The sequence below is a fragment of the Sphingomonas pseudosanguinis genome, from assembly GCF_014196255.1.
Taxonomy (GTDB): domain Bacteria; phylum Pseudomonadota; class Alphaproteobacteria; order Sphingomonadales; family Sphingomonadaceae; genus Sphingomonas; species Sphingomonas pseudosanguinis.
Window position 1 is genome coordinate 82,696 of the sequence record NZ_JACIDH010000005.1, and the last position, 15,300, is coordinate 97,995.

Consider the following 15,300-nt stretch of genomic DNA (forward strand, 5'->3'; position numbering starts at 1 on the left):
CCAAACTGCTATTCCTCTCCGCAACGGCCCCGCTGTCTCAGCGCGGGCGGACCGTCACGCGGCCGATCAGACCGCTCTCGACATTGCCCAGCCCCGCGACGACCAGCGCGATCGTTCGCTTGCCCTCGCCCGCCGGTAGCGTGGCCGTCAGGGGGCCGGGCTTCGGATCGCGCTTCTCCGCGACCAGTTGCCCATCGACGAACAGGCTGGCCATGCCGCTGACTTGCGCAAAGCTCAGCTCGCCGCCGCGCCCCGCCACCGCCCGACGCGGGGTCAGCACGGTGCGATACAGCCGCCAGCCGGCCGGCTCCGCCGGGGTGGGCGTACCGGCGCGGACAAAGGCCCAGCCATTATTGTCGCTGGCTGCCGGCGCCAGATCGGCCGCCGGCCTAGTGTCGAACCGGGGCGAGCGCCGCCAGTCGCGCAGATCGATTTCGGCCGGCACCGTCGCGACCTGCGCACGCGGGGACACGCCCAGCCGGTCGAGCCGCAAGCTGGCGGGCTTCAACCCATCGGCGACGGCGCGAATGGTGATGCGCCCGCGCCCGACATCCGGCCGCACGATCATCTGGGCCAAGCCGTTGAACAGCGAACGTTGGTTGCCCTTCTCGGGCTCATGGCTGTTGGGATCGCCATTGCCGACGCCGATGATCGCCCCGCCCTCGATGGTGAAGCGCGTCATCAGATTGGCGGTCGGGGCGTGCCGCCCCTTGGCGTCGACGGCATCGATGGTGATCGCCTGCGCATCCTCGGTATCGCCCGCCATGACGGTACGTGCCGGGGTCAGCCGCAGCGCGACCGGCGCGCCGACCGTCTCATGCGCGGTGCGGGCGACTTCGCGACCGCCGCGATAGGCGATCGCCTCGATCCGGCCCGGCGCGTACGGCACGGTCCACTCATTGCCCATCAGCCGGTCGACCGTCGCCTCGCCCACCGTCTTGCCGTTCAGGCGAAGCACGACCCGCTCGGCATTGGACAGGACCATGACCTTGGTCGGCTTGCCCTCGCGACCCGGCCAGCTCCAGTGCGGTGCGATCGCCACCACCGGCTGATCGTCGACCCAGGCGGCGCGGTGGATGTCGAAGGCGACCTTCGGGAAACCGCACAGATCCATGATGCCGAAGAAGCTCGCGATGGTCGGCCATTCATAGGGCGTCGGCTCGCCATGATAGTCGAAGCCGGTCCAGACGAACCCGCCCGCCACATAGGCGCGCTCGGCGATCTTCTTCCACGCACCCCGGTGCGTGTCGCCCCAGCTCGCCGCCTCGACATCATAGCTCGACGCGATGTGCCGCGCCGGATCGCTCTCGAACGCGCCGCGCGTCATGAAGGCGCTGGTGTCCTCCGAGCTGGTCATCGGCTGGTCGGGGTTCCGCTGGTGATAGCGGTCGTAGTCACCCTGATAATAGTTGAACCCGGTCACATCGACGACCTGCGCGACGTTGACCGGATCGAAGAACGCGCCGTTCATCGCCGCCGTCACCGGGCGGCTGTCGTCCAGCGCGCGGACCCAATGCGCCATGCGCCGCACCATCTCGACGCCCGAGGGGGTGCCCTGCATCGGTTCTTCGTTGAAGACCGACCACAGGATGACGCTGGGATGGTTGCGGTCGCGCCGGACCAGCCATTCCAGCTGCGCGCGATATTCGGGCGCGGGATTGAACTGCCGGTTCTCGTTCATCACGAGAAGGCCCAGCCGGTCACACCAGTCGAGCAGCTCGGGCGTGGGCGCGTTGTGGCTGGAGCGCACCGCGTTGCAGCCCATCGCCTTCAACCGCTCCAGCCGCCAGCCGAGCAGCGCATCGGGGATCGCGGTGCCGACGCCGGCATGATCCTGGTGCAGGCAGACGCCCTTCAGCTTCACCGGCCGGTCGTTCAGGAAAAAGCCCTGCGCAGCGTCGAACCGCAGCGTGCGGAAACCGATCGGCACGCGGCGCTCATCCGCCACCTTTCCGTCGCGGAGCAGCCGGACATGCACCGTATAGAGCGTCGGCCGCTCGACCGACCACAGCATTGGGTCGGCCACCGACAGGTCGAGCGTGGCGCCGCCCTCGTCGAGCGACGTGACCGCCGCCTGCGCCTGCCCCTGCGCCACGAGCCGGCCTTGCGGATCGAGCAGCCGCGCCTCGACCGTGACGCTCGCGTCGATGGGGGCGATGCTGGTCAGCGTCGTGGTGACGGGGACATGCCAGCCGCCATCGCGCTTGCGCGGGTCGCAATGCACGCCGTCGGTCGCGATCGACACGGGCGCGTAATCGCCCAGCCAGACATGGCGATATAGGCCGGCGCCTTCATACCACCAGCCTTCCATCGCATTCGCATCGACGCGGACCGCGACGACATTGGCCTCGTCCCCGAAGCGCGCGAACGGGGTCAGGTCGATGCGGACGGCGTTATAACCGGAGAAATTGTGCGAAACGACGCTGCCATTGACCCAGACGGTCGCATGGGTCGCGATGCCGCCGAATTCCAGTTCGATCCGGCGACCGCGTAAGCGCGGGTCCAGCCGGAAGCTGCGCCGATACCAGCCGATCCCGCGCGGACGGTAACCTTGCGCAACATTGGCCGTCTTCACGAAAGGCTGGAACGAGGCCCAGTCGTGCGGCAGGTCGACCGCCTGCCAGTCGCTATCGTCATAATCGACCGCCGCCGCGCCGCGCGCATTCCCGGCCTTGACCGACAGGTATGTGGCATTGTGCGTGTCGAGCGGCGCGGGCTCGACATCGCCCTCATGGAAAAGCCAGCCGCTATCCATCAGGACGCGCGCGGCGTCCTGCACCGGCAAGGCGGACGGAAGCCGGTCGACGGGAGCAGGCATAGGAAGCGCACCGGCACCATCCGCCGGGCGGCGATCAGCGGCGACAAGCGGAACGGGCGCAATGCCGCCCGCCAGCCCCACCACCGCGCTGCCCAGCAGCAGATCCCGGCGCGCGACCGTCATGCCGCGACCGGCTCAGCCGAGGCGATGCGCGTCTCGACCGGCTTGAGCGCGGCGTCGAGCACCACCCAGTCGGCACGCAAGCCTTTCGCCAATGCGCCGCGCTCATGTGAAAGCCCCAGGAACGCCGCCGGATGCGTCGCAGCCATCGCGGCCGCCTGATCGACCGTGATGCGCAACTGCGCGACCGCATTGGCGACCGCCGACCCCATGTCGAGGTCCGAGCCCGCCAGCGTACCGTCGGTATAGGTGCACTTGCCGCCCGATACATCGATATGACGGCCGTGCAGAACGAAGTCCTTCTCCACCGCGCCGACCGACGACATGGCGTCGGTGACCAGCATCAGCTTCTCGAACGGCCGCGCCTTGAGCGCCAACCGCAGCATGGGGGCGGAGACGTGGAAGCCGTCGATGATCAGGCCCGCAAAGGGACGCGGATCGTCGAGCGTCGCGCCCGCCAGACCCGGCACCCGCTGCTGCATGGCGGGCATCGCATTGTACAGGTGGGTGACGCCGATCAGACCGGCATCGAACGCCGCAACCGCCTGTTCGTAGCTCGCCTCGCTATGCCCAGCGCTGACCAGCACGCCCGCGTCTACCAGGCGCTTGATCGTGGCGACCGGCACGCGTTCGGGCGCGACGGTCAGCATGACCTTGCCGCGGCGCGGGCGGGTCAGGACGGCGATCATCTCCTCGTCCAGATCGCGGAAGCGCGCCGGGTCGTGGATACCTTTCCGCGCCGGGTTCAGCACCGGCCCCTCGACATGGATGCCGACGATGCCGGGCACCCTGGCCTCGATCGCCTCGTCGATCGCATCGAGCGCACGGGCGATCTTGTCGGGCGTCTCGCTGACCAAAGTCGGCAGCATCGCGGTCGTGCCATAAACGGCATGCGCTGCCGCCATGGTCGCGATACCCTCGACGTCGAGACGGTCGTTGAACAGCACCCCGCCGCCGCCATTGACCTGCGTATCGATATAGCCGGGCACGACCCAGCCGCCGTTCAGGTCGATCGTGTCGGCCGAACCCTTGACCGCGCCGATCGACGCGATACGATCGCCGTCGACGGTGATCTCCGCACCCGGCAGCACGCCGCCCAAGGTCGCCACATGGCCGTTGACGAAACGGAAACGGGTCATAGCGTGCGGGTCACTTTCTGCAGATGCGGCGGCGAGTCAGGGTCCATGCCACGGGCGAGCGCCAGCGCCTCGACCATGCGGTAGAAGCTGGCGAGCATCGCGATCGGCTCCAGCGCGGGGTGGCCGGCGACCATGGGCAGGTCACCGCCCTGCCCCGCGACGAACGGCTTGGCGCCGCGCGCGGCGAACTGGTCGGCGACGGCCTTCACGTCCTCGCCCGCCACGTCGGAGGTGGCGAAGCCCAGCACCGAATAGCCCGGCTCGACGATCCGCATCGGGCCGTGGCGAACCTCGGCGGCGCTGAACGGCTCGGCCTGGATCGAGCAGGTTTCCTTGAGCTTCAGCGCGGCTTCCTGCGCCACACCGTAACCGTAACCGCGCCCCAGCACGAACATCTGGCTGACCTCGCGCAGTCCCTCGACCGCCGAGGACCAGTCGAGGCCGAGCGCCTGTTCGACCTGACCGGGCAGATCGTTCAGCGCAGCCTCCAGCATCTCGTCGCCTGCCCAGGCGGCGGCGAGCTGCGCCAGACCCGCCAGCGCGGCCAGGCAGGACTTGGTAGCGGCGACCGCCTTTTCGGGACCGGCCGATAGCGGCAGGAAGGTGTCGGCGCCGGTCGCCAGCGGCGACTCTTCATCGTTGACGAGCGCGACGATATGCGCGCCGCCCGCGCGATACGCCTCGACCGTCGCCAGCAGGTCCGGACTGCGCCCCGACTGCGAAATGGCGATGACCAACGCGCCTTGCACCTTCATCGGCGTTTCGAAGATCGACGCGACCGAGGGCGCGGCCGACGACACCGGCACGCCGGTCTTGGTCTCCAGGATATACTTGCCATAGGTCGCGGCGTGATCCGACGACCCACGGGCGATGGTGATGATCACCGGCGGCGGGGCGGCACGCAGCCGCTCGGCCAGCGCCTTGACGGTCGGCGCGTTGCGCGCGAGCAGCCGGGCGATCGCCTCCGGCGCCTCCCCCGCTTCCGCTCCCATCAGGGTGCTGGTCCCCGCACTTCCGGCGGTCATCACTTCAGACATCGGTTAACTCCGCGACGAAATCATAGGCATCGCCGCGATAGAAGGACTGGGTATATTCCACCGCCCGTCCATCGCGTAGAAATCCGCGCCGCTCGATCAACAGGCCGGCATGGCCCGGATCGACGTCCAGCATCTTGGCATGATCGGCCCCGAACGGCACCGCGCGCAGCCGCTGCAGCGCGCGCACCGGGCGATTGCCCGTGCGCTCCAGCGCGGCATAGAGCGAGCGATCCACCGCCTCGACCGAGGGCAAAGCAAAGCCGGCGATGGTCGAGATCTCGATCGCCATCGGCACGTCATCGGCATAGCGCACACGCTGGAAACGATAGACCGCCGCGCCCGGCGACAGCCCCAGCGACAGCGCCTCCTCCGGCGTCACCATGCCCGGCGCGCGGCTGACCCACTCGCTGCTCGGCGTGCGACCGCGCGCGATCATGTCCTCGGAAAAGGACGACAGCTTGGAAAAGCTCTTCTCGACGCGCCCCGCGACGAAGGTACCCGCGCCGCGCCGGCGCGTCAGCAGCCCTTCCTCGACCAGGCCGCCGATCGCCTTGCGCACCGTGATCCGCGATACGTCATATTCGATTGCCAGATCGCGCTCGGCGGGGATGGCATCGTCCTCTGCCAGCACATTGCTGGTGATCGCTTCGCGCAACAGCTGCTGGAGCTGGAGGTACAACGGCGCGGGGTTCCCTTTCCGAAAGGAGCCGACCTGCGCCGAAAATGTCATGGCCGCGCCATCCCCCTTTGCGGGCACGTCGCTCATGCCGCGCCCCGCTTCACCAACGGACTTATCGCAGCCCAACCATAGGGGCAATAGGTATTATATTTGGCATACATTGGGATTTACTTCCTCTCTATCGCCTGACGCAGGCCCGCCACCTTCTCCACACTCGTCCGCCGCCTGGGGCCGGTCGCGAAGCCCATGGCGGTGATCCGGGGATCGCTCCAATCCGCGCGGACGCTGGCCGAGGCATGGACCGCGTCGATCCCGGTTCGCGCGATCAGCGCCGCCGCATTGTCGGCCGAGACGCCCGATCCCGCAATGATCGCGATACGCCCCTTGGCCGCCGCGACCATTGCCGCGATGACGTCGGCACCAGCCTCCGCCGTCACCGCACCGCCCGAAGTCAGGATATGGTCATAGCCCAGCGCCACCGCCTGCTCGACCGCTGCGACGGGATCGGCGACCAGATCGATCGCGCGGTGCAGCACGATCGCGACATCCTTGGCCGCATCGCGCCACCGGGCGAGGACATCCCGGTCGAGCGTCCGGTCATCCGCCATCGCCCCGACGACGACACCGGCTACCCCTAACGCCACCATATGACCGATCTCCTCGGTCGCCAGCGCGACATCCGGCGCATCATAGCGGAAGTCGCCGTCACGCGGGCGGACCATGGCATGGACGGGGACGCCCGACGCCACCGCCTTCGCCACCAGCGCCGCCGAAGGCGTCAGCCCGCCCAGCGCCAGCGCCCCGCACAGCTCGATCCGGTCGGCGCCCCCTGCGACGACGGCCGCCACGCCATCGGCATCGTCGATACAGATTTCGAGCAGCGGCCGCGCCCCGTGCCGTGGTGGTGCCGTCATGTTATCCCCCGACTTGCGTCCCGTTTTGATCCAGTTCGCGGCGCAAAACCGCCGAACATCCGCCCATTTAAGCAGCAAGCCACGCCTCAGGCCAGCCTAATGGTCCCATGACGGCAAGATGACGTTTTTCCCGTTTGCGGACCAATGTCAGTTTGGTTACAAGTTGGTAGCCCGAGCATATGATATAAAAAGCTCGTCCGGGGAGGTCCCACCGAACTCCCCGCCAGTGGATTGAAACCATTTCGCGTGGTGGCGCGACCGGATTTGGGGGGATTTCAGCATGTTGAGCTTTCGCAGCATGATCCTGACGGCGACCGCGCTCGCCGGACTTCAGGGCACCGCCTTTGCACAGACCACCGATCAGCAGACCGCGCCGACGCAGACCGCGACCGGCAGCGACAGCGCCGACAATAATGGCGACATCGTCGTCACCGGCTTTCGCCAGAGCCTTCGCAACGCGATCAACGTCAAGCGCGAGGCCAACGCCGTCGTCGACGTGATCACCGCCGAGGACGTGGGCAAGTTCCCCGACCGCAACGTCGCGGAATCGCTGTCGCACATCCCGGGCGTCAGCATCGACCGCCGCTTCGGCGAGGGCGAGAAGGTCGCGATCCTGGGCACCGACCCGGCGCTGAACCGCATGCTGCTCGACGGCCATGCGCTCGCCTCGGCCGACTGGGGCGGCAACGACAACGACCCGTCCAGCCGCACCTTCAACTATTCGCTGCTGGCCCCTGAACTCGTCGACCGTCTCGAGGTCTACAAGTCGCCCGAGCCGCGCATTGAGGAAGGCAGCCTTGGCGGCACGGTCATCGTGCGCACCCGCCGTCCGCTCGACCTGAAGCCCAACGCGATCTTCGCCTCGGGCGGCTATACCTACAACGACCGCTCCGAGAAGGGGAATATCCGCGGATCGGGCCTGTACAGCTGGCACAACGAGGCTGACAATTTCGGCTTCCTGGTCGCCGCGACCTATGACAAGCAGGCGCTGACCCGCGCCGGCGTCGAGTTCTTTGGCTATCAGAGCGGTGCGGACTTCTTCCAGAAGAATGCCGACGGCTCGGTCCGTCGTGACGCATCGGGCCAGGGCATCCTGCTGAACCCGAACGCCACCGTCACCGGCGGCACCAAGAACGACCTGATCAACGCGGTCGCGCCGTTCGGCATCAACTATGCCTATTTCCAGCAGACCCGCGAGCGCGCCAGCGTGTCGGGCACCGTGCAGTATCGCCCGGCCCCGAACCTGACGCTGACCCTGAACGGGCTGCACATCGACGGCAACTACAACAATTACAGCCAGTCGATGTACACGATCCCGGTCGCCTGGACCGGCAGCGTGTTGCAGACCGCCAACGTCGCCAACGGCGTCGTCAATTCGGCCAGCTTCGCCGCCGCGCCGAACCAGTCGGCCCAGCTCGACACGCTGGTCCGCAAGACAAAGCTCAAGACCGACAATCTGAACTTCTTCGCCGACTGGGAAGGCGATGACGGCGCGAAGATCAGCTTCGCGGGCGGCTGGTCGAAGGCGACCGGCGGGCGCAATCCCGAATATCTGTTCAACGTGCAGACCAAGCTGCCGTTCAACTATGCCTTTACGCCGACCTCGGCGACGGTCAACTTCACCGGTGACCTGACCAACCCGGCGAATTACTTCACCAACCCGAACAACAACCCCGCGCAGATCGAGGGCCGTCCGGTCCTGGTCAACGGTCAGCAGCTGAACGGCGCGCAGATCGGCGGTCTGGACTATAGCGTCACCACCGACCGCGACATCTATGGCGGCTATGACGCGACCATCCCGGTCGAGTTCGGCCCGTTCAAGCAGATCCTGCTGGGCAGCCGCGTGACCGACCACGTCAACCGCGTCGACGGCCGTGGCATCAACACCTACAAGACCAGCTCGCAGACCGCCAACCAGCTGGGCGTGACGACGCTGGTGACGCCGGGCGGCGTGTTCGACGGCAGCGGCGGCATGGGCAATGCGACCCAGTATCTGAACCTGCCCGAGCAGGCGGTGATCGACATCCTGGCGAACTCGATCAACAGCCCGCTGGTCAACAAGGTCGGCGCGTCGACCAAGGTGCGCGAGACGGTCATCGCCTCGTACATTCAGGCCAATTTCGATGAAGGCGGCCTGCGCGGCAATATCGGCGGCCGTCTGGTCTATACCCGCGACAAGTCCAACTATGCGCTGACGCTGGCCAACACCGTCGCGCCGGTGCCGGTCCCGACCAGCACCTCGACCGACTATCTGAAGTTCCTGCCGAGCGTGAACATCGCCTATTCGATCACGCCCGAGTTCATCGTGCGCGGCTCGGTCGCACAGGTGATCTCGCGTCCGCGCTATCAGGATCTGGCGGCCGCGACCTCGCTCAACGACGTCACCCTTGATGGCGGCGGCGGCAACCCGAACCTGAAGCCCTATGAGTCGACCAACTACGAACTGACGGCGGAATGGTATCCGCGCGCCGGCTCGCTGATCGCGGTCGAACTCTTCCGCCGCGACATCTCGAACTACATCATCAACACGCGCACCAACGCGGTGTTCTTCAACTCGCTGCAGAACCGCCTGACGACCTACAACGTCAACCAGCCGATCAACGGCGGCAAGGCGAAGGTCAACGGCGCGCTGATCTCGGGCCAGACCGAAATCTGGGGCGGCTTCGGCATCCAGGCGAACTATTCGTACCAAGACAGCTCGACCTCGTCGGTCGACTCGAGCGGTGCGGAGCTGAATCTGCCGTACCTGTCGAAGCACACCGTCAACGTGATCCCCTATTTCGAAAGCGGGATCTTCCAGGCGCGCCTGAGCTACAACTATCGTTCGAGCTATTTCCGCACGATCGGTCGCCTGAATTCGCGTGAAATGGTAGCGCCGTACAGCCAGCTCGACTTCTCGGCGGGTGTGAACCTGACCAAGGAGATCACGCTGACCGTCAATGCGCAGAACCTGCTCGACGAGACCTATTACCAGTATAACGCGACCCGCGACCGTCCGACCGCCTTCTACAAGAACGGCCGGACCTATGCGGCGTCGGTGGCGGTGCGTTTCTAAGCACCTCCTGCCTTCTTAAGCCCCTCCCGCAGGCGGGAGGGGTTTGGGGAGGGCATGGGGTCTCACAGAGCCTGTCGCCTGCGGCCTTGCCCTCCCCCATCCCCTCCCGCTTGCGGGAGGGGCGTGAGACACACTTAGCGTAGTCTATCGAAAAGCCCGTCGGTCCTACGGATCGGCGGGCTTTTCCTGTCCGGTGACTTCAAGGAGTCACCGAAATGCTGCGCCGCTGTCACCGATCTGCGACGAAGGCGTCACAGATGACAGGCATGATAATCCCAACGCCAAGCGTGGGGAACGCCGATGCCGATGACCAGCATTCCGATGGATGGCTCGCTGCACGAAGACGCCGCCATTCTCGACTTCATTCCTCGCGCGCCGGTGACGCCCGAACCGGAAGGCAATGAACGGCGTCGCTATCGCACCATCTGGATTTCGGACGTCCATCTCGGCACGCGCGGCTGCAATGCCGAGATGCTGATCGACTTTCTGGACCATGTCGACAGCGAGACCATGTATCTGGTCGGCGACATGATCGACGGCTGGCGGCTGAAGAAGAAATTCTATTGGCCCGCCGCGCATAATGACGTGGTCTGGCGGCTGCTGAAGCGCGCCAAGCGCGGCACCCGCGTCGTCTATATTCCCGGCAATCACGACGAGATCTTCCGCCAGTTCACCGGCATGGATTTCGGCGGCATCGCCATTTGTCGCAAGGCGATCCACGAGACGGCGGACGGCCGCCGCCTGCTGGTCCTGCACGGCGACGAGTTCGACGCGATTACCCTGGCGCATCGCTGGCTCGCCCATGTCGGCGACTTCGCCTACACCGCGCTGATGGAGGTCAACCGCTGGGTCAACATCGTCCGGCGGTGGATGAAGCGCCCCTATTGGTCGCTGTCCAAGCACGCCAAGGCCAAGGTGAAGAACGCCGTCGCCTTCATCTCGCATTTCGAGGAAGTCGTCGCCCATGCGGCGGGCGCACGCGGCGTCGACGGCGTGGTGTGCGGCCATATCCACACCGCCGAAATCCGCGACATCAACGGCGTCACCTATTATAACGACGGCGACTGGGTGGAGGGCTGCACCGCGTTGGTCGAACATTTCGACGGCACGATGGAAATCCTGCACTGGGGCGACGAGATGGAAGCGCGGCGGCAGCGGCCCGTCGTCGCCGCCATCGCCGCCTGACCGAGGGGCCGAATTGATGCGAATCGCGATCGTCACCGATGCCTGGGCGCCGCAGGTCAATGGCGTCGTCCGCACCCTGCAATCGGTGACCGCCGAACTGCGCACGATGGGGCATGAACTGTGCATCATCGCGCCCGATCGCTACGCCTCGATCCCCTGCCCCACCTATCCCGAAATCCGGCTGGCGCTACCGGGCCCGGGCAAGGTCGGGCGGACGCTCGCCGCCTTCCGGCCCGACGCGGTGCATATCGCGACCGAAGGCCCGCTGGGCCTGCTCGCGCGGCGCTGGTGTCTGGCGCAGCGGCTGCCCTTCACCACCGCCTACCACACCCAGTTCCCCGACTATGTCGCCGCCCGCATCCGTGCGGTCAGCCCCGAATTCGTGTGGCGCTATGTCCGCTGGTTCCATGCCCCCTCGGTCGCGATCCTGGCCTCGACGCCCAGCGTCGCCGCGACGCTCGCCGCGCATGACCTGCCGCAGAGCCGCCACTGGGGACGCGGCGTCGACACCGCACTGTTCCGCGCCGACGGCCCGCGCGATGCCTTGGTCGCCGGACTGCCCGGCCCGGTGCAGCTCTATGCCGGTCGCGTCGCGGTCGAGAAGAACATCGCCGCCTTCCTCGCTACCGATACACCGGGCAGCAAGGTCGTCGTCGGCGACGGCCCCGCACGCGCGAACCTGGCCGCCGAATATCCTGACGTGCATTTCCTGGGCGCGAAGTTCGGCGAGGACCTGGCCGCCATCTACCGCGCGGCGGATGTCTTCGTCTTCCCCAGCCGCACCGACACCTTCGGACTGGTCATGATCGAGGCACTGGCCTGCGGCACCCCGGTCGCCGCGCTGCCCGTCCAGGGGCCGGTCGACGTTCTCAGCCCCGAGGTTGGGGTGATGGACGAGTCCCTCGGCAAGGCCATCGCGCAGGCGCTGACGCTGGATCGCGAAACCTGCGCGACCTATGGCCAGGGCTTTTCCTGGCTAGCCAGCGCCGAGCAATTCCTGGCCGCGCTTGCCCCGATCGATCGGGGCTTGAAAGCGGCAGCCTGACGGAGAGGACTTTCCCCTCACCCCCGCCTCGCGGCGCTCGCCCCGTGCCGGCGGATCGTTGCAGAACTTTCCACACCACCCCGGCGCAGGTCGGGGTCCAGTTGGGCAAGCACTGATAAGCGATGGGTAGCGTTCCGTATCTCGCCCCGGCCTTTGTCGGGGTGGAGCGTGAAGAGCAGGAAACGCCAAACTCGCAACGACCCCGCCCCGCAGAGGATCGCATGTCACTTCCATTCACCATAAATCCCGTTTAACGGGTTGAACGCGCCTTGCCTCGCATGTCATGCTGAGGCTCGCGCGATTCGTGATGCCTTGCCGTCACGCCTCGCTGATCTGCCGGTCGTGCCGCCTCGTCGCCATGGCCACTCCAACCGCTGCACCCGAAAGGTCCCCGATTGGACATCGTCACGCTCAGCCTGTTTCTTCTGTTCGCCGTCGTCCTGAGCGGCATCATCTCGCGGGTGCTGCCCTCCGCCCTGCCCCGACCTTTGGTCCAGATCGCGCTGGGCGCGGTGATCGGCGGGATCGCGCAGATCCGGGTCGAGCTGGACCCGGAAATCTTCTTCCTGCTGTTCGTGCCGCCGCTGCTGTTCCTCGACGGCTGGCGCATCCCGAAGGACGAGTTGTTCCGCGACGCGGGCGCGGTGCTGGGGCTGGCGCTGGGGCTGGTGTTCCTGACGGTGCTGGGCATGGGGCTGTTCATCCACTGGATGATTCCGGCCGTGCCCTATGCGGTCGCCTTCGCGCTGGCCGCCGTGGTCTCGCCCACCGATCCGATCGCGGTATCGGCGATCGCGCAGAAGGCGCCGATCCCGAAGCGGATGATGCATATCCTGGAGGGGGAGTCGCTGCTCAACGACGCCTCGGGCCTCGTCTGCCTGCGTTTCGCGGTCGCGGCGGCGCTGACGGGCGCGTTTTCGCTGACCTCCGCCTCGCTCACCTTCCTGTGGATGGCGGTATCGGGCGTCGGACTGGGCGTCGCCATCGCCTGGGGCACGATCAACGCCAAGAACATCTTCGCGCGCCGTTTCGGCGACGATAGCGGGTCCAACATCCTGGTCAGCCTGCTGATCCCCTTCGCCGCCTATCTGGTCGCCGAGCATGTCGAGAGCTCGGGCGTGCTGGCGGCGGCGGCGGCGGGCATCGCCATGTCGTTCACCAACGTCTCGTCGGGTGCGAAGGCCGCGACCCGCATCCGCCGGCAGGCGGTGTGGGACATGCTGCAATTCACGCTGAACGGTATCATCTTCGTCCTGTTCGGCGAACAATTGCCGCAGGTGTTCGCCGGCGCGCGCGACACGGTGATGCTGACCGGGCATGACAGCGTCTGGTGGCTGGGCCTGTATGTCATCGCGATCGTCGCCGGGCTGGCGGCGCTGCGCTTCGCCTGGACCTGGGTCGCGCTGCGCCTGACCCTGTTCCGGCAGCGCAACGATCCACAGCGGACCAGCCCGCCCCGCCGGGTCATCACGGCGATGTCGGTCGCGGGCGCACGCGGTGCGATCACGCTGGCGGGTGCGCTGACCCTGCCGCTGACGCTGAACGACGGCACCCCCTTTCCGGCGCGCGATCTGGTCATCTTCTTGGCGTGCGGGGTCATCCTGTTCTCGCTGGTGATCGCCAGCCTGACGCTGCCGCTGCTGCTGCGCGGGCTGGCGCTGCCACTCGAGGATGCGAACAACGAGCTGGACCGCACCCGCGTCGCCGCCGCCAAGGCCGCGATCGCCGAGCTGGAGCGGTTGCAGCACGAAATGGCCGAGGGCCGCGACGATGCCGACCAATATGTCGAGATCGCCTCGCGCCTGATGGACGGCTATCGCACGCGCATCGACACGCTGGAGGGCGATACCGATCCCGACGAGGCGCGGCGCATGGAAGCACTGGAACGCAAGATGCGGCTGGCCGCGATCCGGGCCGAGCGGCGGGTGGTGTTCGACCTTCTGAACGCCCGCGTCATCGGTTCCGAGACCGCCGGCAAGCTGGGCCGCGAACTGGATCTGCTCGACACGCGCCTGTCCGCGCAGGTGTGATACCTGTCGTTCCGCATCAGGGCGCTTGCACGACGCGTGGAATTATCGTGTCTTTCGCGCGGGGTTACTGGATGGGGAGGGCACGACATGCAGACCGAGGGTCATGGGGCCGGGGCGGCACGCTGCCTGAATTGCGGGGCCGATCTGGTCGGCGATTATTGCCACGTCTGTGGCCAGTCGACGCATATCCACCGCACGCTGGGCGCGTGGTGGCATGATTTTAGCCATGGCGTGCTGCATATCGAGGGGCAGGTCTGGCGGACCATCGCCTTCCTCTTCACCCGCCCCGGCGAGCTGACCCGGCGCTATATCGCGGGCGAGCGGCGGCGCTTCCTGTCACCGCTCGCGCTGTATCTGTTCAGCGTCTTCCTGCTCTACATCGCCTATTCGACGCTGGGCGGCTTCGCGACGCTGAGCGCCCCCGGCACCGAACAGGCCGTCACCGAATTGCGGGCCGAGGTGACCAGGACGGAAGGCCGCATTGCCGCGCTCGACCGGCAGCGCGCCGCGATGCTGGCCACGCGGCAGGATGTGACCGCAATCGACCGGCAACGCGCCCGGCTGGCCGAGCGGCAGCATGATCTGGAGGTCACCAGCATGGCACTGGGCGGCGACCTGACCGAGGCATCAGCGAACGGCGAAAGCCATGGCGCGCGGCGGATCACCGGCTGGCAATCGCTCGACGAGAAGATCGTCCATGCCATTCGCGATCCCGAGCTGCTGATCTTCAAGATGGAGGCCAATGGCTATAAATTCTCCTGGGCGCTGATCCTGATCTCGATGCCGTTCATGGGCCTGCTCTTCGCCTGGAAGCGCGGGGTGGCGATCTTCGACCATGCCGTCTTCGTCACCTATTCGCTCAGCTTCATCTGCCTGTTGATGGTCGCGATGATCCTGTGGACGCGGGCGGCGCATCTGCCCGGCGTCGGCCTGCTCATGCTCGCCTTTCCCGTGCATCTGTTCCAGCAGGTGCGCGGCGCCTATCGGCTGGGCCGCCCCGCCGCGCTGGTCATGACGGTGGCGATTTTGATGATGGCGATGCTCGTCCTGTCGCTCTGGATCATCGCGCTGCTGGCGTTGGGCATGGCGCATTGAGCCGCCAATCCATTGCAATGCGGCCGGGCTAGATCCGACGCGCAAAAAGGGTGGACGCCCCCGATCCACCTCGCCATGATACCAAAACATATCATGAGAATACCGGCGAGCGACAAGCCGGTGGATTTGGGGGTCTGGGGTGGCGAGGAAGAGCCTGACACGACGGGGAAATTTTCCGTTCGC

10 protein-coding genes are annotated in these 15,300 nt (G+C 66.7%); 5 read left to right on the forward strand and 5 right to left on the reverse strand.

The window, feature by feature from the left end; genetic code table 11:
• Positions 1-37: 37 nt before the first annotated feature.
• The 5 genes from galA to GGR48_RS08175 all read right to left on the reverse strand — a co-directional run bounded on the left by galA (position 38) and on the right by GGR48_RS08175 (position 6,707).
• Complete coding sequence (gene galA, locus GGR48_RS08155) at positions 38-2,941, reverse strand: beta-galactosidase GalA (RefSeq protein ID WP_183951421.1); 2,904 nt, start codon at positions 2,939-2,941, stop codon at positions 38-40.
• Positions 2,938-4,077: an N-acetylglucosamine-6-phosphate deacetylase gene (gene nagA / locus GGR48_RS08160; RefSeq protein ID WP_183951422.1), complete on the reverse strand. Its 1,140-nt coding sequence runs from the start codon at positions 4,075-4,077 to the stop codon at positions 2,938-2,940. The genes galA and nagA overlap by 4 nt, the downstream gene beginning before the upstream one ends.
• Entirely contained in the window at positions 4,074-5,114 is a 1,041-nt protein-coding gene (locus GGR48_RS08165; RefSeq protein WP_240455884.1) for an SIS domain-containing protein, read from the reverse strand. Before GGR48_RS08165 ends, nagA begins: the two co-directional genes overlap by 4 nt.
• Positions 5,107-5,844 carry a GntR family transcriptional regulator gene (locus GGR48_RS08170; RefSeq protein WP_183951423.1) on the reverse strand — a complete coding sequence of 246 codons (738 nt, stop codon included), beginning with the start codon at positions 5,842-5,844 and terminating at the stop codon, positions 5,107-5,109. The genes GGR48_RS08165 and GGR48_RS08170 overlap by 8 nt, the downstream gene beginning before the upstream one ends.
• Positions 5,845-5,960: 116 nt before the next feature.
• The gene (locus GGR48_RS08175; RefSeq protein ID WP_183951424.1) at positions 5,961-6,707 is read right to left on the reverse strand and encodes a copper homeostasis protein CutC; all 747 of its coding nucleotides are present in this window, start codon (positions 6,705-6,707) and stop codon (positions 5,961-5,963) included.
• Between the two features lie 280 nt (positions 6,708-6,987).
• On the opposite strand from GGR48_RS08175, the gene GGR48_RS08180 reads away from it, so the two are divergent.
• From GGR48_RS08180 to GGR48_RS08200, 5 genes are all read left to right on the forward strand, one after another.
• Positions 6,988-9,762: a TonB-dependent receptor gene (locus GGR48_RS08180; RefSeq protein WP_240455885.1), complete on the forward strand. Its 2,775-nt coding sequence runs from the start codon at positions 6,988-6,990 to the stop codon at positions 9,760-9,762.
• A 300-nt stretch (positions 9,763-10,062) separates the two neighbouring features.
• Positions 10,063-10,947, forward strand: a complete 885-nt coding sequence (locus GGR48_RS08185) for a UDP-2,3-diacylglucosamine diphosphatase (protein ID WP_183951425.1) — start codon at positions 10,063-10,065, stop codon at positions 10,945-10,947.
• A 16-nt stretch (positions 10,948-10,963) separates the two neighbouring features.
• Positions 10,964-11,992 (forward strand): glycosyltransferase family 4 protein, encoded by a 1,029-nt coding sequence (locus GGR48_RS08190; RefSeq protein WP_183951426.1) that lies wholly within the window; start codon positions 10,964-10,966, stop codon positions 11,990-11,992.
• A 395-nt stretch (positions 11,993-12,387) separates the two neighbouring features.
• On the forward strand, positions 12,388-14,022 hold the full coding sequence (locus GGR48_RS08195) for a Na+/H+ antiporter (protein WP_183951427.1): 1,635 nt from the start codon (positions 12,388-12,390) through the stop codon (positions 14,020-14,022).
• An 87-nt stretch (positions 14,023-14,109) separates the two neighbouring features.
• Positions 14,110-15,117, forward strand: coding sequence for a DUF3667 domain-containing protein (locus GGR48_RS08200; protein WP_183951428.1), 1,008 nt, complete (start codon positions 14,110-14,112; stop codon positions 15,115-15,117).
• The last annotated feature ends 183 nt before the right edge of the window (positions 15,118-15,300 follow it).

Bases quoted from the DNA above. Each gene is read 5' to 3' on its own strand.
- GGR48_RS08165 (WP_240455884.1), bottom strand. From the start codon at position 5,114: ATGTCTGAAGTGATGACCGCCGGAAGTGCGGGGACCAGCACCCTGATG.
- galA (WP_183951421.1), bottom strand. From the start codon at position 2,941: ATGACGGTCGCGCGCCGGGATCTGCTGCTGGGCAGCGCGGTGGTGGGG.
- GGR48_RS08180 (WP_240455885.1), top strand. From the start codon at position 6,988: ATGTTGAGCTTTCGCAGCATGATCCTGACGGCGACCGCGCTCGCCGGA.
- GGR48_RS08190 (WP_183951426.1), top strand. From the start codon at position 10,964: ATGCGAATCGCGATCGTCACCGATGCCTGGGCGCCGCAGGTCAATGGC.
- GGR48_RS08200 (WP_183951428.1), top strand. From the start codon at position 14,110: ATGCAGACCGAGGGTCATGGGGCCGGGGCGGCACGCTGCCTGAATTGC.
- GGR48_RS08170 (WP_183951423.1), bottom strand. From the start codon at position 5,844: ATGACATTTTCGGCGCAGGTCGGCTCCTTTCGGAAAGGGAACCCCGCG.
- nagA (WP_183951422.1), bottom strand. From the start codon at position 4,077: ATGACCCGTTTCCGTTTCGTCAACGGCCATGTGGCGACCTTGGGCGGC.
- GGR48_RS08175 (WP_183951424.1), bottom strand. From the start codon at position 6,707: ATGACGGCACCACCACGGCACGGGGCGCGGCCGCTGCTCGAAATCTGT.
- GGR48_RS08185 (WP_183951425.1), top strand. From the start codon at position 10,063: ATGCCGATGACCAGCATTCCGATGGATGGCTCGCTGCACGAAGACGCC.